Below are 22,049 nucleotides of genomic sequence, written 5' to 3' on the forward strand. Positions count from 1 at the left end.
ATGCGAATCTCGGACAATCCTCTTCGCGGCCAGCAGTTCCCGGCGGCGCTTCTTCTCGCCGCCGCGGCTCTCGGCCTGCTGCTGGCCAACCTCGCCACCCACGACGGGATCGCCGAGGTGCTGCATGCGCACATCGCGATACCCGGCACAGGGCTCGACCTCTCGATCGACGAGTGGGTGGCTGACGGACTGCTCGCGATCTTCTTCCTCGTCGTCGCGATCGAGCTGCGCCACGAGCTCACCCACGGTGAGCTCGACTCGCCGCGCAAGGCCCTGCAGCCGGCGATCGCGGCCGCCGGCGGCGTGATCGTGCCGATCGCGGTGTACCTGCTGATCGCGGGGCCCGGGACGGGGGAGGGCACGGCCGTCGGCTGGCCCATTCCGACCGCGACCGACATCGCGTTCGCGCTCGGAGTGCTCGCCATGTTCGGCAAGGGCCTGCCGGCGGCGGTGCGTGTCTTCCTGCTCGCCCTCGCCATCCTCGACGACATCATCGGCATCATCTTCATCGCCGTGCTGTTCGCGCACGACGTGAACTGGCTGATGTTCCTGCTCGCGGTCGCGAGCGTCGCGGCGTTCGCCGTGCTCAGCAGGGTCGTCGCGAAGAACGGCTCCTCGGGGATCGCCGTGCTCATGGGCGTGCTCGGGCTGCTCGCCTGGGGCTTCATGGCGCTCTCCGGCATCCACGCCACGATCGCCGGAGTGATGCTCGGCCTCGCGATGTCGCCCGCGCCGGCCGAGAAGACCCGGCACGCGCTCGAGCCGACCGTGAACGGCGTCATCCTGCCGATCTTCGCGTTCGTCGCGGCGTTCGTCGTCATCCCTCAGGTCTCGCCCACCGAGCTGTCGCCGGCGTTCTGGGGCATCCTCGTCGCGCTGCCGGTCGGCAAGATCATCGGCATCGGCATCTTCGGATGGCTGAGCATGCGGCTGCGGCCGAAGGGCACCGAGCCGGCGCTGCGGCTGCCCGACATCCTCGCCGCGGGCACACTCGGCGGCATCGGCTTCACGGTCTCGCTGCTGCTCGCGAACCTCGCGTTCGTCGGAGACGGCGAGGTCCGCGACCAGGCGATCCTCGGCGTGCTGGGCGGTTCGCTGATCGCCCTGGTGCTCTCGGCCGTCGTCGTCACCGCGCGGGCGCGCTCGTACCGCCGGCTCGCGGCCGCGGTGGAGTGAGCCGATGACCGATCCGCTCGCCGAGCCCGATCCGCTTCGTGCCGCCGCCGAGACGATGCGGCAGGTGCGTGAACGCTGCGTGTGGTCGCAGCGGATCACCCACCGCGACCTCGTGCCCTACCTCATCGAGGAGGCCCATGAGCTGATCGACGCCGTCGAGCGTGACGACCGCGCCGAGATGCGCGAAGAGCTCGGCGACCTGCTGTGGCAGGTGCTGTTCCATGCGGCGATCGCCGCGCAGAGTGCGGCGGAGCCGTTCGACATCGACGACGTGGCGCGCGGGCTGACCGAGAAGATGGTGCGCCGGCATCCGCACGTCTTCGGCGATGCCGTCGCGACCACGCCGGAGGAGGTGCTCGTGCACTGGAACGCCGCGAAGGCGGCCGAGAAGCGCGAGCGTCGCAGCGTGCTCGACGGCGTTCCGGTCGGCATGCCCGCGCTCGCGCGAGCACAGAAGCTGCTCGGACGGGCCTCGTCGGTCATCGAGCGCGCCGAAGGCGGGTCTGCGCACGGGCCGCTGCCGGCATCCGAAGTCGAGCTGGGTGACGCCCTGCTCGCTCTGGTCGCTCAGGCGCGCGAGCAGGGGTGGGATGCCGAGCGCGCGCTGCGCGAGCGCCTCCGCCTGCTCGAATCCGAGGTGCGCGCCGCAGAGCAGCCGGGCTGAGCCCCGTTCGAATCGCTCACCTCGCAGCCTTTCGGCTCGGATGCCTGGCGGGGGCTGCTGTCCCGGCGGGGAGCCGGATGCCGGTTCTGAGCAACCCGTGACCGGCATGTGGCTCCTCGACATGGCGCGCTGGAACCGAGCCGCGTCGCCATCGACCATCCCGCCGCGCGCGACCTGGGAAGATGGACGGGTGGCAACCGTGAACCCGCCGCGCGGAATGCGCGACTTCCTCCCCGCTGACAAGGCCCGTCGTGAGCGCGTGCTCGCCGTCATCCGCGAGCGCTACCGCGCGCACGGCTTCGACGAGATCGAGACACCCGTGGTCGAGGAGCACGGGCGCCTGCACGCCGGGATCGGCGGCGACAACGAGAAGCTGTCGTACAGCATCCTGCGCCGCGGACTCGACGCCGACGGCATCAGGGCCGCAGCCGACGACCCAGCCGCACTCAGCGATCTCGGTCTGCGCTACGACCTCACCGTGCCGCTCGCGCGCTTCTACGCGACCAACCGCGGGCAGCTGCCGACGGTGTTCCGCGCGATCCAGATCGGACCGGTCTGGCGTGCAGAGCGTCCGCAGAAGGGGCGCTACCGCCAGTTCGTGCAGTGCGACATCGACATCATGGGCGACGAGAGCTCGCGCGCGGAGGCCGAGCTGATCGTGGCTTCCCTCGACACGATCGACGCGCTCGGCCTCGAGGGCGGCATCGTGCGCGTGAACGACCGCCGGGCCCTGGACTGGATGCTGGACTCGTTCGGCTTCACCGAGGACGAGCGCCCCGGCGTGCTCATCACGATCGACAAGCTCGACAAGGTCGGAGCCTCGGGTGTCGCCGCCGAGCTCCGCGATCGCGGGGTCACTCCCGCGGCCGTCGATCGGTTCGAGGAATTCCTGAACCGTCCGCAGACCGTGGAGTACAACCCGTACGGTGAGCGGCAGATCCGCAAGGCGCTGCCCGAGGGTGTTCCCGACGAGATCGTGGCTCACCTCGTCTCGCTCGGTGACGCGGTCGTCGCCGCGCGCGCCGACGGCGGCGAGCCGCCGCTCGTCTACGACCCGTTCCTCGTGCGCGGCATGGGCTACTACACGGGCACGATCTTCGAGCTCGCCCACCCCTCGGTGAGCTACTCGCTCGGCGGTGGCGGCCGCTACGACGGCATGATCGGCCGGTTCCTCGGTCAGCAGGTTCCCGCCGTCGGCTTCTCGATCGGTTTCGAGCGCATCGTCGATCTGATCGCAGAGCAGGAAGTCGACCAGGCGCAGGCTGTCGTGCTCGTACACGACGCCGACGTGACCGTCGCCGAGCTGCTGGCTCACAAGTCCGCGCTGCTGCGCGACGGCGGTGCTGCGCGGGTGCGCCTGGAGCGCCGCCCGAAGAACCTGAAGGCGCTGCTGGAGCGCGCGGCGACAGACGGCTACACCGGATTCGCCGCCGTGCGCTCCGGTGACGCCGTCGGCTCGCTCGAGGTCAAGCCACTGTCCTGAATCAGTCGTCGCCGAGGAAGGCGAACACACGCGCGCAGGTCGATTCCACGGAAATCGGCCTGCGCTCGATTGTTCGCCTGCACCCGCGTGGCACTCGCTTCCACACATGGTTCGGGCACGCGCCCCGTGCGCGCACCCGCGCGGCCGACGACGCGCGGCACCAGCGCTCAGCGCACGGCGAGGCTCAGTCGCAGCATCCGGTAGCCCACGCCGGCGAGCACGACGCCGGTGCCGATGAGTGAGGCGAGTGCGGGCAGCGTCGATACCAGCACCAGACATCCGAGCGCGCCGACCACCTGAAGCACGCGCGGGTAGCGGCGGGCGGATCCCGTCTGACGAAACGCCGCGGCGTTGGCGATCAGGTAGTACAGCAGCACGCCGAACGATGAGAAGCCGATCGCGCCGCGCAGATCGGCGACCAGCACGATCCCGATCACGATCAGCGCCACGGCCATCTCGGCGCGCTGCGGTACCTGCCATCGCTCATCGACCCGCGCGAGGAACCGCGGCAGATCCGACTCGCGCGCCATCGCCAGCGTCGTGCGTCCGATACCGGTGATCAGCGCGAGCAGTGCACCCAACGACGCCGTCGCGGCCGCGATGCGCACCACCGGGCCCGCCCAGCTCCAGCCCGCGGCCTCCGCTACGTCGGCGAGCGGGTGCGCACTGCCGACGGCATCCGCTCCCAGCGTCAGCATCACCGAGACGGCCACCAGCGCATAGACGACGACCGCGCCGCCGAGGGCGAGCACGATCGCTCGCGGGATGGTCCGCGCGGGATCGACCACCTCCTCGCCCATGGTCGCGATGCGCGCGTATCCCGCGAAGGCGAAGAACAGCAGGCCCGCGCCCTGAAGCACGCCGTACGCCGTGGCATCCGGCAGGGGAGCGGGCGAGGCCTGCGGCGAGGCGGCGATCCCGGATGCGGCGACCGCGGCGAGTCCGAGCAGCGAGACCACCACGAGCATGCGCGTCAGCAGCGCCGTACGCGTGACCCCGAAGCAGTTGACGGCGGCGAGGGATGCGACCGCGAGGACGGCGACGGGCGTGCGCCAGTCCTCCGGGGCGGCATAGGCGGCGAACGTCATCGCCATGGCCGCGCAGCTCGCGATCTTGCCGATCACGAAGCACCAGCCTGCGATGAAGCCCGTCCACGGTCCGATCTCGGCACGCGCGTAGGCGTACGTGCCGCCCGCAACAGGATGCACCGCAGCCAGCTGCGCCGACGAGGTCGCGTTGCAGAACGCGACGACGGCGGCGATTCCCAGCCCGACGAGGACGCCCGATCCCGCGACGGAGAGCGCGGGCGCCCAGACGGCGAACACCCCGGCACCGATCATCGATCCCAGCCCGATCGCGACGGCGTCGGTGAGGGTCAGGCGGCGGGCGAGGGGCATCCGCCCATGCTCCCACCCCGCGGTGAACGAGAGATGACGAGGTGGCAGCGGAGCTTCACCCAGCAAGTTCTAGTTGCCCTAGTTGATCTAGTGCGAGTAGAATAATCCGAACGGAAGGAACACATGCTCATCAGAGTCGACCCCGACAGCCCTCGCCCGCTGTTCGAGCAGATCGCCGCATCGGTGCGCGGCGAGGTGCTCGCCGGACGCCTCGGCCCCGGCGACCGATTGCCCGCCGCACGCGACCTCGCGGAGGCCGTCGATGTCAACGTGCACACGGCGCTTCGCGCCTACCAGGAGCTGCGCGACGAAGGACTCGTCGAGCTGCGGCGGGGACGCGGCGCGGTGATCTCGGCCTCGGCCGCGCCGCTCGCCGACCTCGCCGACGAGATCTCCGCGCTCGTCCGGCGCGGAGCCGCTCTCGGGGTCGCCCCCGCCACTCTCGCCGCCCTCATCAAGGAGATGGACTCATGATCACGCCCAGCACGCAGACCACCACCGCCGCCGACGTGCGGCGGGCCCGACGCGCCCTCACCGTCGTCGGTCTCGTGATCCCCGCCGCCCTGACGGTGGTCGCCCTCGCTCTCGTCGCCGTCCGGATGCCGGAGATGCCCGACCCCGCGGCAACGCACTGGGGCGCCGGGGGCGTCGACGGCTACGGCCCGCCCGCCACCTACCTGTGGCTCGCCGTGTTGATCGGCTTCGGCCTTCCGTTGCTGCTGGTCACGCTCACGCTCGCCATGGCACGGCAGCAGTGGGGCGTGACGGCACGGTTCCTGGGGGCGCTCGCGCTCGGACTGTCGGCGTTCGGCGCGGTGACCGCTGCCGGATCGACGTGGATGCAGCGCGGCCTCTCCGACGCCGCTGACGCGACGAGCGTGCTGCCCGTGCTGGTCAGTGCGTTCTGCGCGCTGCTGCTGCTCTCGGCTGTCGGCTGGGTGCTGCAGCCCGATGTGGAGGCGACGGCGTCCGCGACGCTGAGGGGCCCGCGGCTGCCATCGATCTCGGCGGGGGAGCGCGTGGTCTGGATGGGTACGGCGAGCACGGCGCGTGTCGGCGTCCTCGCCATCGGATTCACGAGCATCGTGCTCATCGGCGTGACCGCCGTCATGCTGCTTCAGGCGCCCGGAAGCGCGTGGCTCCCCACGCTCGTGCTCGTCGTGGTCGGTCTTGCGCTCGCGGCGACGGCATCCTTCCGAGTGCGAGCCGGAGCCGACGGGCTGCAGGTGCGCTCCGCTCTCGGTCTTCCCCGGCTGCACGTGCCGCTCGACGAGATCACCTCGGTGCGTGCGATCGAATGCCACCCCTTCGCCGAGTTCGGCGGCATCGGCTGGCGGGTCGGCCTCGACGGTCGTACCGGTATCGTGCTGCGCACGGGACCTGCCATCGAGGTCGGTCGTCGCGGCAAGGGCGCGGTCGTGATCACCGTCGACGGCGCGGAGACGGCCGCCGCGACACTGCAGGCCCACCTCGATCACCGAGCCGCGGGATGAGCGGAGGAGCAGCGAGATGACAGATCAGCCGACCGACCGGATGCCCGAGGTGAGCCCCGCGGCCACCCTGACCTACATCGTGCTCGCGTTCGGGCTCGCCTGGGCGGTGGCATCGCCGCTCTGGCTGGGCGACGGGCTCGCCACACCGTTCGTCGGGCTGCTGCTGCCGCTGATGATGTACACGCCCGCGGTCGCGGTGCTCGTGGTGATGCTCGTGCTGCGGCCGGTGCCGCGCGGTCAGCGACTCCGCTTCCTGGGCATGTGGCCGCTGCGCCCGGTCAAGCGCGTGATCGGCATGAGCGCCATCGGGCTGTTCGGCACGGTCGCAGTCGTGGTGCTCTCGCTCGCCGTCGCGGCGCTGTGCGGCTGGATCACTCTCGACCTGATCGCCTTCTCCGGGTTCGCTGAAGTGCTGGAAGCCGGTCCGGCCGGTGCTGTCGCGCTTCCACCTCTCGGTGTGCTGGTCGCCGCGCAGCTGCTGGCGGTTCCGGTCGCGGCGGCCACCGTCAACGCGATCGCCGCATTCGGCGAGGAGATCGGCTGGCGCGGGTTCCTCGTTCCCGCCCTGCGCCGGTACGGCACGTGGCCGGCTCTGCTGATCAGCGGCGCGGTCTGGGGCCTCTGGCATGCACCGATCATCCTGCTCGGCTACAACTTCGGCCGCACCGACATCACCGGCGTGCTGCTCATGACGGCCGGATGCGTGGCGTGGGGTGTGCTGCTCGGCTGGCTGCGTCTGCGTTCGGGGTCGGTGTGGCCGGCGGTCTTCGCACACGGCGCCGTCAACGCGGCGGCCGGCCTGCCGACTCTGCTGTACGCCGCGGGCACGCGACCGGATCCCGCGCTCGCGTTCGTGCTCGGCGCGTCAGGCTGGATCGCATGCGCGCTGGTGGTCGTCGTGCTGATCATCACCGGACAGTTCCGCCGGCAGCCGCCCCTCGCCGCGCCGCCACCGGCACCGGCGGCGCCCACTGCTCCACCCGCTTGACCCCGGCGCGCCGGACGACTTGGCTGGGCACATGGTCGAATCCACCCCCCACTCCTGGCGCGTTGCAGACGAGTACCTCGCGGACCTGCTCGTCGGACGCGACCCTGCGCTGGAGCGCGCTCTGTCGGCACAGCGGGCAGCGGGCATGCCCGACATCGAGGTCGCGCCGGTCGCCGGCAAGCTGCTGAACCTGCTGGTGCGCATCAGCGGCGCACGTCGCGTGCTCGAGATCGGCACGCTCGGCGGCTACTCGACCATCTGGATGGCCCGCGCGGTCGGCGAGCAGGGCCGAGTCGTCACGATCGAGGCCGAGCACGGCAACGCCGGGATCGCACGCGCCAGCATCGACGCTGCCGGGGTCGGCGATCGCGTAGAGATCCGCGTCGGCCGAGGCGAGGATGTGCTGCCCACCCTCGTCGGCGGCTTCGATCTCGTGTTCATCGACGCCGACAAGGAGTCCAACACCCTCTACCTCGACTGGGCGGTGAGACTCGGGCATCCGGGCACCGTGGTGGTCCTCGACAACATCGGCCGCGACGGCGAGATCGTGAACGAGAAGGCGGTCGACACCAAGGTGATCGGCACCCAGGAGGCGCTCCGGATGCTGGCGGCGGACCCGCGCTTCGACGCGACCGCGCTGCAGACGGTGGGCGTCAAGGGCTGGGACGGGTTCGCTCTCGCACTCGTCGTCTGACATCAGCCCGAGGGTCGCGGACGGGCATGGCTAGACTGAATCGCGGATCGACGTCGCTCCACCACCACCCTCCCCTCCCTTTCGAAGGAGCACTTCTGTGGCACTGATCGAGGCTGTAGGCGCACGCGAGATTCTCGACTCGCGCGGAAACCCGACCGTCGAGGTGGAGGTGCTCCTCGATGACGGGGTCGTGCAGCGCGCCGCCGTTCCCTCCGGTGCATCCACCGGAGCTTTCGAGGCGTATGAGCTGCGCGACGGAGACAAGGGCCGCTACGGCGGGAAGGGCGTCCTGAAGGCCGTCGAGTCCGTGATCGACGAGCTCGGCCCGGCGATCGAGGGCGTCGAGGCGAGCGAGCAGCGCATCGTCGACGAGATCCTGAACGAGGTCGACGGCACCGAGAACAAGAAGCGCGTCGGCGCCAACGCCATCCTCGGCGTCAGCCTCGCCGTCGCCAAGGCCGCCGCCGACTCGGCGGACCTGCCGCTGTTCCGCTACCTGGGCGGACCGAACGCGCACCTGCTGCCCGTCCCGCTGTTCAACGTCATCAACGGCGGAGAGCACGCCGACAACGGCATCGACATGCAGGAGTTCTTCCTCGCACCGATCGGCGCCGACACCTACTCCGAGTCGCTGCGCTGGGGCGTCGAGACCTACCACGTGCTGCGCAGCGAGCTGAAGGCCGCCGGCTACGCGACGGGCCTCGGCGACGAGGGCGGCTTCGCCCCCGACCTGCCCAGCAACCGCGAGGGCCTCGAGTTCCTGATCAAGGCGATCGAGAAGGCCGGCTTCACCCCCGGCAAGGACATCGCGCTCGGCCTCGACGTCGCCGCGACCGAGTTCTTCAACGACGGCGTGTACCGCCTCGACAACAAGGACTGGACCGGCCCCGAGCTGATCGAGTACTACCAGGGTCTCGTCGCCGACTTCCCGATCGTCACGATCGAGGATGCCCTCGCTGAAGACGACTGGGACAATTGGAAGCTGCTCACCGAGGCGCTCGGCGAGAAGGTGCAGCTCGTCGGCGACGACCTGTTCGTCACCAACCCGCAGCGCCTCGGCGACGGCATCAAGCGCGGCGTCGCCAACTCGCTGCTGGTGAAGGTCAACCAGATCGGCACGCTGACCGAGACCTTCGACGCGGTCAGCCTTGCGCAGCGCTCGGGCTACACGGCCATGCTCTCGCACCGTTCAGGCGAGACCGAGGACACCACGATCGCCGACCTCGCCGTCGCCACGAACGCCGGCCAGATCAAGACCGGTGCGCCCGCACGCAGCGAGCGCGTCGCGAAGTACAATCAGCTTCTGCGCATCGAAGAGGAACTGGGTGACGCCGGGGTCTTCGCCGGTGCATCCGCGTTCCCGCGCTTCCAGGCCTGAGCCGGAGCGCACGCGCTGATCTGAACGAAAGAAGGAGGAGGAGCATGGCCAGACGCCCCGCTCCTCCTCCTTCGGCGTCCCGGCCCGCGGCGCCCGCCGCGCGCCGCGCGTCCGCGGGCCGCACGGTCGACGTGCGCGAGTGGGCGAGCGGCATCCGCCTGTCGGGCTTCGCCGTGATCATGCTCTCGCTCGTCGTGCTCGGCACCTGGGTGCTCGTGCCCACCATCGGCACCTACCTCGGCCAGAAGCAGAAGATCGCCGCCCTGGAGCACTCGGTGCAGGTGACCGAGGAGCAGATCGCCGCGCTCGAGCGCGAGCACGACCGCTGGAACGATCCCGCGTACATCACCACCCAGGCGCGCGAGCGGCTGTACTACGTGAAACCCGGTGAGGTGGTCTTCCTCGTCGACGACGATCTCGACCCCGCCGACCTGCCGCCCGAGCAGCAGGAGGTCAGCGACCAGCTGAAGGAGCGCGCGTCCGACTGGATGCCCCAGCTGCTGCGCGGGCTGACCTCGGCCGGGCTCGCGAAGACCGCGGTCGAAGCGCCGACACAATAGGGCTGAGGGTTGTCACGGTGACCCTCCCGTACCCTGGTGAGGTGACGACACCTCCCTTCCCGCCGCCCACCGCTGCAGAGATCGATGTGGTCTCGAGCCAGCTGGGCCGTGCCGCACGCGGCGTCATCGGCATCGCCGCGCGCTGCGTGTGCGGCAATCCGACCGTGGTGGCCACGGCGCCCCGTCTCGACGACGGGACGCCTTTCCCGACGTTCTACTACCTGACGCACCCCGCGGCGACCGCCGCGATGTCGACCCTCGAGGCGACGCAGGTGATGCCGGAGCTGGCCCGGATGCTCGAGGACGACGCCGACATCACGGCGGCCTACGGCCGCGCGCACGAGGCGTACCTCGCCGACCGGGCGCAGTTCGGCGAAGTGCCCGAGATCGACGGCATCTCGGCGGGTGGCATGCCGACGCGCGTGAAGTGCCTGCACGCCCTCGCCGGTCACGCCCTCGCCGCGGGACCGGGCGTGAATCCGATGGGGGATGCCGCGCTCGAGCGCTCCTCCTGGTCGCCCGAGCGGTGCGCGTGCATCGACCCGGGTGCGGCGCTGGCGGACAGCGCGTCATGATCTCGGCTCGGATGCTGCGTGGTGTCGCCGTGACGGCGGCGCTCGTGGCATCCGCGGTGTTCGTCGCCGTACCGGCATCCGGCTCGGACGCCTCGGCGACGTCGGCGCTGCAGGTGCTGACCGAGACGGCGACGCCGGCGGCGCCGCCCATCCCGGACGACCCGAACGACCCTGCGCGGGCGGTGGAGTACTGGCTCGACGGCGCCGGTATCCGGCAGGCCTGGAGCGTGACCAGGGGCAAGGGCGTGAAGATCGCGGTCATCGACACCGGCATCGGCAAGCCCCCGGTGATCTTCGACGGCGCAGTGGCCGACGGCACCGACGTGTCGGGCGTCGGCAGCCCGGACGGTCGCACTCCCGTCGGTGTGCGAGATCCCAATCACGGCTCCTGGGTCGCTTCGCTCGCCGCGGGGCGCGGAAACCCGGACGGCACCGGAATGATCGGCGTCGCACCGGAGGCGCAGCTGCTGTCGGTCTCGCTCGGCTTTCCCGGCTCCGCCTCGACGAAGCCGTTCGTCGACCAGGTGGTCGAGGCCATGAAGTGGGCGGTCGATCACGGCGCCGACGTCATCAACCTCTCGTTCACCACCAACACCCTCGACTGGGACCGCAGCTGGGACGAGGCGTTCCTGTACGCCTTCGAGCACGACGTCGTCGTCATCGTCGCGGCCGGCAACCGCGGCAGCGGCACCTCGATGATCGGCGCGCCCGCCACGATCCCGGGTGTGCTGACCGTCGGCGGCGTCGACCAGACCGGGGTCGCCAGCCAGGGGGCATCCACTCAGGGCATCACGATCGGCATCTCGGCGCCGAGCGAGTCGCTGCTCGGAGTCTCGGCCGACGGCACCCTGCGCTCGTGGGACGGCACGAGCGGTGCCGCGCCGATCGTCGCCGGCGCCGCCGCTCTGGTGCGGGCAGCCCACCCCGACCTGGATGCCGCCAACGTGATCAACCGCCTGATCAGAACGGCGGTGCCGGTGCCCGACATGGCCCGCACGCCCGACCCGCTGTACGGTTTCGGCCTGCTCGACGCCGAGGCTGCGGTCACGGCATCCATTCCCCGCGTCTCGACCAACCCGATGGGCGATCTGAAGGAGTGGATCCGCGTCTACCGCCGTGCCGACGCTCCCGAGCAGCCGACACCCGACGAGTCCGCGACGCCGGTCGCCGTGCCGCCCCTTCCACCCGTCGAGCAGTCCGTCAGCGCCGCGTCCCCGCTGCTGCCGACTGAGGAATCGCTGCGGTACGGTACCCTGCCTCTGCTGGCACTCACGGTGCCTGGTATCCTGATAGCGCTTGGCGTCACCGCAGCTGCCCGGCGCATCCGATCGGAGCGCGGTAGACGCACTCCCACACCCTGACGACGAGGAGTTGTCCCCCTGTGCCTCAGAACAGCACTGCACCCCGCATTCTGATTGTCGGTGGAGGCTACGCAGGTTTCTACACAGCCTGGAAGCTCGAGAAGCACCTTCGCAAGGGTGAGGCCGACGTGACGATGGTGGACCCGCTGCCGTACATGACGTACCAGCCGTTCCTGCCCGAGGTCGCAGCCGGATCGATCGAGCCGCGTCACGCCGTCGTCACGCACCGTCGTCACCTCAAGACGACCAACGTGATCACCGCCAAGGTCACCGGCATCGACCACGCCAACAAGGTCGCCACGATCGCCCCGCCGATCGGCGAGCCGTACGAGTTCGCGTACGACCAGATCGTCGTCACCGCCGGCGCGGTGTCGCGCACGTTCCCGATCCCGGGCATCGCCGACAACGCGATCGGCATGAAGACCATCGAAGAGGCCGTCGCCGTGCGCGACCGCCTGCTGTCGAACTTCGACAAGGCCGCGTCGATCCCCGCCGGCCCCGAGCGCGACCGGCTGCTGACCGTCGTGGTCGTCGGCGGCGGCTTCGCCGGCATCGAGGCGTTCGCCGAGCTGCGCTCGTTCGCCTCGTCGCTGATCTCGAAGTACCCGCAGCTGTCGTTCGAGGACACGCACTTCCACCTCATCGAGGCGATGGGCCGCATCATGCCCGAGGTCTCGCTGGAGACCAGCAAGTGGGTCATGAAGGACCTCGGCAAGCGCGGCGCGTACATCCACCTCGACACCCAGGTCGCCAGCGCGGTCGGCGGAAACGTCGAGCTGTCGACGGGCGACGTCATCCCCTCCGACCTGATCGTCTGGACCGCCGGTGTCATGGCGAACCCGACCGTGGTGCGCGGCGGCGACCTGCCCACCGAGCAGCGCGGCCGCATCACCGCGCAGACCGACCTGCGCGTCGTCGACGCCGAGGGCACCCCCGTCGAGGGTGCCTGGGCTGCCGGCGACATCGCCGCCGTGCCCGACAAGACGGGTGGCCTTCCCGATGGCACCTGCGTGCCCAACGCGCAGCACGCCGTGCGCCAGGCGAAGCTGCTCGCGAAGAACCTCGTCGCAGTGCTGCGCGGCGAGGGCACCACGGAGTATTACCACAAGAACCTCGGCGCAGTGGCCGGTCTGGGCCTCTACAACGGCGTGTTCCAGTCGGGCAACATCGCCCTGAAGGGCTTCATCGCCTGGATCGCGCACCGTGGCTACCACGGCCTCGCGATGCCCACCTGGGAGCGCAAGTGGCGCGTGCTGTGGGGCTGGTGGAACAACCTGTGGCTCGGCCGCGACTTCGCCAACCTCACCGCCGTGCAGCACCCGCGTGCGGCATTCGAGGAGTTCGCCGCGCGTCCGCGTCCGGCGGTGGCAGAGCCCGCCGCGCCGGCCGCACCCGCTGCGCAGAAGGACGCCGCGAAGTCGGATGCCGGCAAGCCGGCGAAGGCGGATGCCGCGAAGCCCGCAGCGGCGGATGCCGCGAAGCCCGCGGCCAAGGTCGACGCGGCCAAGGCGGCCGCGAAGCGACCCGCTGCGAAGAAGGCTCCGGCCAAATCGAAGTCTGAGAGCGTCGACGTCAGCGCCTGACCCGAGCAGAGTGAAGGGCCCGTCCATCGGACGGGCCCTTCCTGCATCCTCGGCCGTTCTGTGCCCCCACGGGGATTCGAACCCATCCCACCTGCCACGGTACGGCTGCCTCGTGCCCCCACTGGGACTCGAACCCAGACTGAAGCGTGTTTAAGACGCCTGCCTCTGCCGTTGGGCTATGGGGGCCCACGTTCAGCCTATCGACGCCTCACGCCGGGTCGTAGGGTGGGGGAGTGCTCGATCTCACCGCAGGCCACAGCCCGGCACCCGCCTCCGATGCGGCATGGCGTTCCCCCGACCGCTACTGGCCGGCGCTCACTGAAGCGACCGCGCACCTGCCCGCGCCGGTGGCGGTTATCGATCGCGAAGCGCTGTGGCACAACGCGATGGACCTGCTCGTGCGCGCCGGAGGCATCCCGATCCGGGTCGCGACGAAATCAGTGCGGGTGCGCGCCGTGCTCGATGCGGTGCTCCAGATCCCCGGATACCGCGGGATCCTCGCCTTCACCCTCGCAGAGGCGCTCTGGCTGGCCGAGCAGCACGACGACATCGTGCTCGGCTACCCCACCGTCGACCGGGCCGGCCTGAGCCGCCTGCTCGCCGACGATGAGGCGGCGACGCGCATCACGCTGACGGTCGACGAGACCGCTCACCTCGACCTGATCGATTCGGTCGCCGGCCCCGGATCGCGACCCGAGGTGCGAGTCGCGATCGACGTCGACGCCTCACTGCGCTCGTCGTCTCTCGGCCACGTCGGGGTGCGCAGATCGCCGTTGCATTCGGCGGCGGAGGTCGCCGCCTTCGCCCGGGAGGTCGTGCGCCGCCCGGGCTTCCGCCTCGTGGGACTGCAGATGTACGAAGCGCAGATCGCAGGTCAAGGGGATGCCGCCGGCCCCGACGCCCCGGTGATCCGCATGGTGCAGGCGCGCTCGCGCGACGAGCTGCGTGGGCGACGCGCCGAGATCGCCGACGCGATGACCCAGATCGCTCCGCTGGAGTTCCTGAACGGGGGAGGGACGGGGTCACTGGAGTTCACCGGAAGCGATGAGTCGCTCACCGAGGCGACCGCGGGCAGCGGACTGCTCGCCGGGCACCTCTTCGACGGGTACCGCTCGTTCCGCCCCGCGCCCGCGGCGTCGTTCGCATTCGACGTGGTCCGAAAGCCCACGCAGGCCATCGCGACGGTGCTGGGCGGCGGCTGGATCGCGTCGGGCCCTGCCGTGGCATCGCGGCAGCCCCTGCCGGTGTGGCCGGCAGGACTGCACACCCTCGGACGAGAAGCGGCGGGCGAGGTGCAGACACCGCTGCGCGGTGCGGCCGCACACGATCTGCGGGTCGGCGATCGCGTCTGGTTCCGGCACGCGAAGAGCGGTGAGCCGGCCGAGCGCATCGACCGGTACCATCTCGTCTCAGACGGCGCGGTGATCGGCGAGTTGCCCTCCTATCGCGGCGAGGGGAAGGCCTTTCTATGACCCGACCGGGCGGAACCTGGCAGAACTGGGGACGCACCGCGCAGGTGCGACCGCTTCGGGTCGAGCGTCCGCGCTCGCCCGAAGGCGTGCAGCGGTCGGTCGTGGCCGCTGTGAAGCAGGGGCTCACCGTCAAGGCCGTCGGCGCGGGCCACAGCTTCACCGGGATCGCCGCGGCCCCCGGCGTGCTGCTCGAGCTCGACGACCTGCAGGGGCTGGTCTCGGCCGACCCGCAGACCGGACGCGTGACGCTGCTCGCGGGCACTCGGCTGCATCGCATCCCCGCTCTGCTGAAGCCGTACGGGCTGGCGATGCAGAACCTCGGCGACATCGACCGGCAGTCGATCAGCGGCGCGATCTCGACCGGCACGCACGGCACGGGCGCCCGGTTCGGCGGCATCGCCACGCAGGTGCGCGGACTCACCCTCGTCACCGCGGCGGGTGAGTTCCTGCGTATCGACGAGGAGCACGACCGCGACCTGCTTGCGGGAGCGGTGGTGGGTCTCGGAGCTCTCGGGATCGTCGTCGAGGTCACTCTGCAGTGCGTGCCGGCGTTCGTCATGCAGGCACAGGACACGCCCCTGCCGCTCGACGAGACCCTCGGTTCGCTGCACCAGCGCGTGGCGGATGCCGAGCATTTCGAGTTTTACTGGCATCCGCACACCGACGTCGCGCTGACCAAGACACACACGCGCCTGCCCGAGTCGTCCCCACGACGCCCCATCCAGCCCGTGCGGCGCTGGATCGACGAGAGCGTGCTCACGAACGGCGTGTTCGGGGCGTTCTGCGCCGTGAGCCGGGTGGTCCCCGCCGTGATCCCGCCGTTCAATCGGCTGGCGGTGACGCTGACCGGGGAGGGGGAGTATTCGGACCGATCGCATCGGGTGCTCATCCACCACCGCAACGTGCGCTTCCGTGAGATGGAGTACGCCCTGCCTGCCGAGAACGTCACTTCGGCGTTCGAAGAGCTGCGCGAGCTGATCGCCGACCGCGGGTGGCGCATCGAGTTCCCCGTCGAGGTGCGCTTCGCCGCCGCCGACGACCTGTGGCTGTCGACCGCGTTCGGCCGCGACAGTGCGTACATCGCCGTGCATCGCTACTGGAGGGTCGATCCGCGGGAGTACTTCGACGCCGTCGAGCAGATCATGCTCGCCCACGGGGGCCGCCCGCACTGGGGCAAGCTGCACAACCTGACGGTCGAACAGCTGCGTGAGCGCTACCCGAGGTTCAGCGACTTCATCGGGCTTCGCGACCGGCTCGACCCCGACCGCGTGTTCGGCAACCGGCACCTCGAGCGCATTCTCGGAGCCTGAACCCGGCCTGTCGTCCAGCCGACGTGCAGTGATCCGCGCATAGGATGGGTGTCGGTTCTAGAGGGGGGCTCTGCATGGAATGGCTGTGGCCGGTACTGATCGTCGTCGGAGTGCTGCTGCTCGTCGGCATCTACCTGTGGTCGACGTACAACTCGCTGGTGCAGCTCAAGGTGCGCGTCGACGAGGCATGGAGCGGGATCGCCGTGCAGCTCAAGCGACGAGCGGATCTCATCCCCAATCTCATCGAGACGGTGCGCGGCTACGCCGCGCACGAGAAAGAGGTCTTCGAAGGAGTCACCCGGGCTCGTGCTGAGACGCTCGCGGCATCCGGGCCTGCTGAGGCCGGCGTGGCGGAGGGTCATCTGCAGCAGGCGCTGCGCAGCCTGTTCGCGGTCGCCGAGGCGTATCCGCAGCTGCAGGCAAGCCAGAACTACCTGCAGCTGCAGCACTCGCTCGTCGACACCGAAGACAAGGTTCAGGCGGCCCGTCGCTTCTACAACGGGGGCGTGCGTGAGCTGAACACCAAGATCAAGGTCTTCCCGAACAACCTGTTCGCTCGCGGCCTCGGCTTCACCGAGCGCGAGTTCTTCGAGGTCAACGACGACGGAGCGATATCCGAGCCGCCTCGCGTGCAGTTCTGACACGAAGAGGCTCAATGTGACGAGGTCGCACTGAGCCTCCTGGGGGTCAAGGTTGAGCGAGCTTGCGAGTCGAAACACCCAAAGCACTGACGCCCCGTCATCAGACGGGGCGTCGTCATTCCCGCGGGTGCACGTGCCGCTCCACCGATGCCTCCACGCCGGGCAGGGCGCGGGCGAGATCATCCGCCGCGTCACCCCAGCCGGACACGCTGATCCGCTCGAGCCCCTGCCAGAGCGCCGCACGCACGAGCTCGTCGGCGACGCGCCCGGCGTCCGCCTGCGGCACCGCGTGCTGCTCCCACCACGCCGACTGCACGCGCAGCGTCGACGTGGTCCGGTCGGCCTTCAGATCGACGCGTCCGACCACGCGGTCGCCGACGAGCATCGGCAGGGAGTAGTACCCGTAGCGACGCCGGTCTGCAGGAACGTAGATCTCGATCCGATAGCCGAAGTCGAACACCCGCAGCGCGCGATCCCGAAACCACACCACCGGGTCGAACGGGGTCAGCAGCGCTGCTCGATCGATGCGACGGGGCAGCACCGCGTCGCGATGCCGCCACGCCGCGATCGGTCTGCCTCCACGCTCCCAACCGCGCACCGCGACCGGCTCAATCTCGCCGGAGTCGACCAGGTCGGCCACCGCCGCTCGCACGGCGCTCTGATCCCGCAGCCGGTGGTAGTCGTTCAGGTCGGCGATCGTCGCGACGCCGTACGACCGCGCTGCGCGTCGCACCAGCTCGCGCACAGCGTCATCACGCGGGATCGTCGCGGCCCGGATCGCGGACGGGATGACCTGCGATGCCAGACCATAGCGCCGTTCGAACCCGACGCGGCCGGCGATCGCGACCTCGCCGCAGCGCCACAGGTGCTCGAGCGCGATCTTCGCGTCGTCCCAGTCCCACCACGAGCCGCGCTCGCGGGGCGCGTCGTCGCGCAGGTCTGCGGGGCGCAGCGGGCCGCGTGCGCGCAGCTCGTCGCGCACCCAGTCGAGGGTCCGACTGTGCACTCGGCTCCATCCACCCGGGCGCTCCGCTCGCGCGCGCCACTCCTGCATGCGGAAGTCCCACAGCGCCCAGTCCGCGATCGGCATGAACGTCGCCTCATGGGCGAGATACTCCACGTAGTGAGTCGTGCGCGACACGAACGTGCGATCGAGCAGCGCGGGATCGTACGACCCCAGCCGCGAGAACATCGGCATGTAGTGGGAGCGGGCGAACACATTGACCGAGTCGATCTGCAGCACTCCCAGCTGCGACATCGCCCGATGCAGGTGGCGCGCGGCCACGGCATCCGGTCGCCGTCGGGAAAACCCCTGCGCCGCCAGTGTCATCCGGCGCGCTTCGGCGGCGCTGAGGGTGTTCGAGGGTCGAGCCGTCACCGCGTCAGAGTAGCGCCATCCGCCGACATCCGGTGCGAGGGAGATTCGAGGCGTAAGTAGAATTGCACGATGAGCGACGACCCGAGGCCGAGGTTCCGCAATCCCTTCCGGTATCAGCCGCCCGTGCTCGATCGCACGGTGACCACCACGGCCGACGAAGCCGTGCCGACCCCCCTGCGCGTCACCGCGGCCTACGCCTGGCGGCTGCTGGTCATCGCCGGGCTGATCGCCCTGTTCATCTGGCTGGTGATGCTGCTCAAGCTGCTGGTCATCCCGCTGCTCGTCGCCATCCTCATCACCGCGCTGCTGTGGCCCGCTTTCCAGCTCATGCTGCGCGCCCGCTTCCCCCGATGGCTGGCCATCGCGGTCACCGTTCTGGGCACACTCGGGGTCGTCACGGGGCTGTTCTGGCTCGTGATCTGGCAGGTGCGCGACCAGCTGCCCGACGTTCAGGCGAAGACGGCGGATGCCATCCAGCAGGTGCGCACCTTCCTGCTCGACGGTCCGCTGCATCTCACCGAGGCGCAGATCGACGGGTACATCAAGCAGGGCATCGGCCTTCTGAACGAGCAGGCCGACCTGCTGCTCAACGGCGCGCTCGCCGTCACCGGAACGGCCGCCCACATCCTCACCGGCGCACTTCTCGCGCTGTTCATCCTGATCTGCCTGCTCGCCGACGGCGCGGGCATCTGGCGATGGACGCTCAAGCTGTTCCCGCGCACGGCCCGCCCTGCGGCCGATGCGGCAGCCCGCAACGGCTGGGCGACGGTCGTCGACTATGCGCGGACGCAGATGTTCGTCGCCGCCATCGACGCCGTCGGCATCGGCGTCGGCGCGGCTCTGCTCGGGGTGCCCATGCCCATACCCGTGGCCGTGCTGGTGTTCCTCGGCTCGTTCGTGCCGATCGTCGGCGCCGTCGTCACCGGGGCCGTGGCGGTGTTCCTCGCGCTGGTCTACAACGGGCCGGTGATCGGATTGCTCATGCTCGGCGTGGTTCTGCTGGTGCAGCAGCTCGAGGGGCACATCCTGCAGCCGATCCTGATGGGCTCGGCCGTCAAGGTGCACCCCCTGGCTGTCGTGCTCGTCGTGGCGGGCGGAGCGATGATCGCAGGCATCCCCGGCGCCCTGTTCGCCGTCCCGCTCGCCGCATTCGTCAACGTGGCGGCCGTCACCATCGGATCGGGTGTATGGCGCACCGGGAGTGAACCCGCCCCCGAAGATCTCATCTGGAGCACAGTGCCGCGCGAGCGGCAGAGGAGGAATCGATGACCGCAATCCCCAGCGTCGCCGCCATCCCGAGCCTTGCCGAGTTCACCGCCGCAGCCGAGAGCCTCGCCGGAGTGATCTCCCGCACGCCGACCGAGCTGTCGCGTGCGCTCGGCGAAACCCTCGGCTCGCCCGTCATGCTCAAGATGGAGAACCTGCAGCGCACCGGGTCGTTCAAGATCCGTGGGGCCACCTACCGTCTCTCGCGTCTGACCCAGCAGGAGCGCGCCAGGGGAGTGGTGGCAGCCTCGGCCGGAAACCACGCGCAGGGCGTCGCGCTCGCAGCCCAGATGCTCGGCATCCCGGCGACGATCTTCATGCCGCTCGGCGTGCCCGTGCCCAAGCTGCTCGCCACCCGGGGATACGGCGCCGAGGTCGTGCTCGAGGGTGAGACGGTGGCGACATCGCTGCGCCTGGCCGCGGAGTTCGCCGAGCGCACCGGCGCGGTGCTGATCCACCCGTTCGACCACCGCGACATCGTCGTGGGGCAGGGCACGCTCGGCCTCGAGGTGATCGAGGACGTCCCGAACGTCGACACGGTGATCATGGGCATCGGCGGCGGCGGCCTGATCGCCGGAGTCGCGGCCGCGGTGAAGGCGGCAGCGGCGGCGGCCGGCCGCACCGTGCGAGTCATCGGCGTGCAGGCCGAGAACGCCGCCGCGATGCCCCCGTCGCTGGAGGCGGGCATCCCGGTCGAGATCCAGACGCATCCGACGATCGCCGACGGCATCCTCGTCGCGCGACCGGGAGACGTGCCGTTCGAGATCATCCGCGAACTCGTCGACGAAGTGGTCACGGTCACCGAAGACGACATCGCCCGTGCGCTTCTGGTGCTGCTCGAGCACGCCAAGGTGGTCGTCGAGCCGGCCGGCGCCGTGGGCGTGGCCGCGATCCTCGCCGGCAAGGTGCACGACGCCGGGCTGACCGTGCCGATCCTCTCGGGCGGAAACATCGATCCGATGCTGCTGCAGCGCGTCGTGGCGCACGGGCTGGCGGCATCCGGCCGGTACGCGACCGTGCGCGTGCCGCTTCCCGACCGACCCGGTCAGCTCGCGCAGGTGTCGGATCTGCTCGCGCAGGCCGGCGCCAACGTCATGGAGGTGCTGCACACGCGCCACGGGCACGGTCTGCAGATCAGCGACATGATCCTGCAGCTCTCGATCGAGACCCGCGGCCCCGAGCACACCGAGCTCGCTCTCGAGACGCTGCGGCATGCCGGTTTCGCGCCCGTCGTCGTCCCGGACTGATCACGGTTGACGCAGAACGGCGGGATGCCCTGGAGCATCCCGCCGTTGGTCGTTCTCGGGGCGTCAGCCGGTGTAGGTCTCGACGCCGGTGATCTCGACGGTGATGGCGCGGCCGTTGGGTGCCTCGTAGCTGGACTTGTCGCCGACCTTCAGACCGATGATGGCCTGGCCGAGCGGGCTCGCCTCGCTGTACACGTCGAGCTCGCCGCCGGCCGCGATCTCGCGGCTGCCGAGCAGGAAGACCTCCTCGTCGCCCGCGACGATCGCCGTGACGACCGTGCCGGGCTCGACGATGCCGCGGCTGGTGGGCGCCTCGCCGACCTTCGCCGTCTTCAGGAGCTGCTGCAGCGTGCGGATACGCGCCTCCTGCTTGCCCTGTTCGTCCTTCGCGGCGTGATACCCGCCGTTCTCCTTGAGGTCGCCCTCTTCGCGGGCCGCTTCGATGCGGGCGGCGATCTCTTCACGGCCCACCGTCGAGAGGTTCTCGAGCTCGTCGACGAGCCGGTCGTAGGCCTCCTGTGTGAGGAAAGGTACCTGAGCGTCTGTGGACACAGCCTGCTCCTTCGGTGCGGGCCCCTTCGGGGGCTTCGGGGGTTCGGGCCGTCTCGCGACCCGTGGGATATGCGAAGACGCCCCGGTATCGGCCGGGGCGTCGGTCATCTTCGGGATGATTCTAAGCGACCCAGCAGGTCTTCACCAAACCGGTGGTCGCCTCGGCGACGGTCGGGATGTTGACGGCGACGCCCTTCGTGTGATGCTCGCCGCCGGCGATCTCGACGATCTTCCAGCCGACGACGCCGAACTCCTCGTCGAGCGCCTCCACGGCGCACGCGACGTCCGCACCCCGTGGCGCGGTGAACTGGAAGCGCAGGTCGACGCTGTGCGCGTCGACCACGCTGAAACCGAGATCATCGGCATCCACCGCGTTCATCTGCTGCGCGACGATGGTCCAGCCGAGGGCGACGACGACCGCCAGGGCGGCGGCACCGAAGATGATCCAGGGCAGGCGCCGCCGAGGTGTGCGTCCGTATCGCTCATCGAGCTCGCGTGCGGTGGTCACGTCTCTCCCGGGGGTTGGACGGCGGATAGGCTGGAGTTCCAGGTTATTCGACCTGCGAGGAGAAGGCGGACCATGATCCTGTTCGGTGAGACCACCCCGATGCCGACGCCGTCGATGACGGTCGACCCGAACTCGGTGACACCCGGGTTCGCGGGCTTCGCGATCATCGTCATCATCGTCGCGGCCGTCGTGCTCCTGATCTGGGACATGAACCGCCGCATCCGCAAGGTGCGCTACCGCGAAGAGGTGCGGGAAGAGCTGGATGCCGAAGAGGCGGCGCTGCGCGACCAGGCTGACCGCGACGGCGACGGGCGCTGAGACCC

At 70.1% G+C, this 22,049-nt stretch carries 22 protein-coding genes and 1 tRNA gene; 18 read left to right on the forward strand and 5 right to left on the reverse strand.

What is annotated here, in order from left to right:
* The 3 genes from ACWGSM_RS09045 (at window position 1) to ACWGSM_RS09055 (ending at window position 3,323) form a co-directional block, all read left to right on the forward strand.
* Entirely contained in the window at window positions 1-1,176 is a 1,176-nt protein-coding gene (locus ACWGSM_RS09045; protein ID WP_452322581.1) for a Na+/H+ antiporter NhaA, read from the forward strand.
* A 4-nt stretch (window positions 1,177-1,180) separates the two neighbouring features.
* Entirely contained in the window at window positions 1,181-1,840 is a 660-nt protein-coding gene (locus ACWGSM_RS09050) for a MazG family protein (RefSeq protein ID WP_452322582.1), read from the forward strand.
* A gap of 217 nt (window positions 1,841-2,057) precedes the next feature.
* Window positions 2,058-3,323 carry a histidine--tRNA ligase gene (locus ACWGSM_RS09055; RefSeq protein WP_452322610.1) on the forward strand — a complete coding sequence of 422 codons (1,266 nt, stop codon included), beginning with the start codon at window positions 2,058-2,060 and terminating at the stop codon, window positions 3,321-3,323.
* Window positions 3,324-3,490: 167 nt separating this feature from the next.
* On the opposite strand, the gene ACWGSM_RS09060 is transcribed toward ACWGSM_RS09055, so the two are convergent.
* Window positions 3,491-4,720: an APC family permease gene (locus tag ACWGSM_RS09060; protein ID WP_452322583.1), complete on the reverse strand. Its 1,230-nt coding sequence runs from the start codon at window positions 4,718-4,720 to the stop codon at window positions 3,491-3,493.
* A gap of 123 nt (window positions 4,721-4,843) precedes the next feature.
* Here ACWGSM_RS09060 and ACWGSM_RS09065 point away from each other — a divergent pair, with 123 nt between their 5' ends.
* The 9 genes from ACWGSM_RS09065 (at window position 4,844) to ACWGSM_RS09105 (ending at window position 13,352) form a co-directional block, all read left to right on the forward strand.
* Window positions 4,844-5,194, forward strand: coding sequence for a GntR family transcriptional regulator (locus tag ACWGSM_RS09065; protein ID WP_452322584.1), 351 nt, complete (start codon window positions 4,844-4,846; stop codon window positions 5,192-5,194).
* A complete protein-coding gene (locus tag ACWGSM_RS09070; protein WP_452322585.1) occupies window positions 5,191-6,213 on the forward strand; it encodes a DUF1648 domain-containing protein in 1,023 nt (340 codons plus the stop codon). Before ACWGSM_RS09065 ends, ACWGSM_RS09070 begins: the two co-directional genes overlap by 4 nt.
* 16 nt (window positions 6,214-6,229) lie before the next feature.
* A complete protein-coding gene (locus ACWGSM_RS09075; protein ID WP_452322586.1) occupies window positions 6,230-7,201 on the forward strand; it encodes a CPBP family intramembrane glutamic endopeptidase in 972 nt (323 codons plus the stop codon).
* Between the two features lie 31 nt (window positions 7,202-7,232).
* Entirely contained in the window at window positions 7,233-7,895 is a 663-nt protein-coding gene (locus ACWGSM_RS09080) for an O-methyltransferase (RefSeq protein WP_452322587.1), read from the forward strand.
* A 97-nt stretch (window positions 7,896-7,992) separates the two neighbouring features.
* On the forward strand, window positions 7,993-9,273 hold the full coding sequence (gene eno / locus ACWGSM_RS09085) for a phosphopyruvate hydratase (protein WP_452322588.1): 1,281 nt from the start codon (window positions 7,993-7,995) through the stop codon (window positions 9,271-9,273).
* A gap of 44 nt (window positions 9,274-9,317) precedes the next feature.
* Window positions 9,318-9,833, forward strand: a complete 516-nt coding sequence (locus tag ACWGSM_RS09090; RefSeq protein WP_452322589.1) for an FtsB family cell division protein — start codon at window positions 9,318-9,320, stop codon at window positions 9,831-9,833.
* Window positions 9,834-9,874: 41 nt separating this feature from the next.
* Window positions 9,875-10,408 (forward strand): DUF501 domain-containing protein, encoded by a 534-nt coding sequence (locus ACWGSM_RS09095; protein WP_452322590.1) that lies wholly within the window; start codon window positions 9,875-9,877, stop codon window positions 10,406-10,408.
* Entirely contained in the window at window positions 10,405-11,769 is a 1,365-nt protein-coding gene (locus ACWGSM_RS09100) for a S8 family peptidase (protein WP_452322591.1), read from the forward strand. The genes ACWGSM_RS09095 and ACWGSM_RS09100 overlap by 4 nt, the downstream gene beginning before the upstream one ends.
* A 20-nt stretch (window positions 11,770-11,789) precedes the next feature.
* Window positions 11,790-13,352 (forward strand): NAD(P)/FAD-dependent oxidoreductase, encoded by a 1,563-nt coding sequence (locus ACWGSM_RS09105; RefSeq protein WP_452322592.1) that lies wholly within the window; start codon window positions 11,790-11,792, stop codon window positions 13,350-13,352.
* A gap of 113 nt (window positions 13,353-13,465) precedes the next feature.
* Here ACWGSM_RS09105 and ACWGSM_RS09110 read toward each other — a convergent pair.
* A tRNA-Leu gene (locus ACWGSM_RS09110) sits at window positions 13,466-13,538 on the reverse strand.
* A 47-nt stretch (window positions 13,539-13,585) separates the two neighbouring features.
* On the opposite strand from ACWGSM_RS09110, the gene ACWGSM_RS09115 reads away from it, so the two are divergent.
* From ACWGSM_RS09115 to ACWGSM_RS09125, 3 genes are all read left to right on the forward strand, one after another.
* Window positions 13,586-14,824, forward strand: coding sequence for an amino acid deaminase/aldolase (locus ACWGSM_RS09115; RefSeq protein WP_452322593.1), 1,239 nt, complete (start codon window positions 13,586-13,588; stop codon window positions 14,822-14,824).
* Window positions 14,821-16,134 carry a D-arabinono-1,4-lactone oxidase gene (locus ACWGSM_RS09120; RefSeq protein ID WP_452322594.1) on the forward strand — a complete coding sequence of 438 codons (1,314 nt, stop codon included), beginning with the start codon at window positions 14,821-14,823 and terminating at the stop codon, window positions 16,132-16,134. Before ACWGSM_RS09115 ends, ACWGSM_RS09120 begins: the two co-directional genes overlap by 4 nt.
* A 74-nt stretch (window positions 16,135-16,208) precedes the next feature.
* The gene (locus ACWGSM_RS09125) at window positions 16,209-16,775 is read left to right on the forward strand and encodes a LemA family protein (RefSeq protein WP_071644583.1); all 567 of its coding nucleotides are present in this window, start codon (window positions 16,209-16,211) and stop codon (window positions 16,773-16,775) included.
* A gap of 115 nt (window positions 16,776-16,890) precedes the next feature.
* Here ACWGSM_RS09125 and ACWGSM_RS09130 read toward each other — a convergent pair whose 3' ends face one another.
* Window positions 16,891-18,105: a winged helix-turn-helix domain-containing protein gene (locus ACWGSM_RS09130; RefSeq protein ID WP_452322611.1), complete on the reverse strand. Its 1,215-nt coding sequence runs from the start codon at window positions 18,103-18,105 to the stop codon at window positions 16,891-16,893.
* 117 nt (window positions 18,106-18,222) lie between these two features.
* Between ACWGSM_RS09130 and ACWGSM_RS09135 the strand changes: the two genes are divergently transcribed.
* Window positions 18,223-19,422, forward strand: coding sequence for an AI-2E family transporter (locus ACWGSM_RS09135; protein ID WP_452322595.1), 1,200 nt, complete (start codon window positions 18,223-18,225; stop codon window positions 19,420-19,422).
* A complete protein-coding gene (gene ilvA / locus ACWGSM_RS09140) occupies window positions 19,419-20,666 on the forward strand; it encodes a threonine ammonia-lyase (protein WP_452322596.1) in 1,248 nt (415 codons plus the stop codon). Before ACWGSM_RS09135 ends, ilvA begins: the two co-directional genes overlap by 4 nt.
* A gap of 63 nt (window positions 20,667-20,729) precedes the next feature.
* On the opposite strand, the gene greA is transcribed toward ilvA, so the two are convergent.
* Window positions 20,730-21,218 (reverse strand): transcription elongation factor GreA, encoded by a 489-nt coding sequence (gene greA / locus ACWGSM_RS09145; RefSeq protein ID WP_452322597.1) that lies wholly within the window; start codon window positions 21,216-21,218, stop codon window positions 20,730-20,732.
* Window positions 21,219-21,339: 121 nt separating this feature from the next.
* Window positions 21,340-21,726, reverse strand: a complete 387-nt coding sequence (locus ACWGSM_RS09150) for a DUF4307 domain-containing protein (RefSeq protein ID WP_452322598.1) — start codon at window positions 21,724-21,726, stop codon at window positions 21,340-21,342.
* Window positions 21,727-21,798: 72 nt separating this feature from the next.
* Between ACWGSM_RS09150 and ACWGSM_RS09155 the strand changes: the two genes are divergently transcribed.
* On the forward strand, window positions 21,799-22,044 hold the full coding sequence (locus tag ACWGSM_RS09155; protein ID WP_452322599.1) for a hypothetical protein: 246 nt from the start codon (window positions 21,799-21,801) through the stop codon (window positions 22,042-22,044).
* Window positions 22,045-22,049: the final 5 nt, after the last annotated feature.

This window comes from Microbacterium sp. NPDC055521, assembly GCF_053619695.1.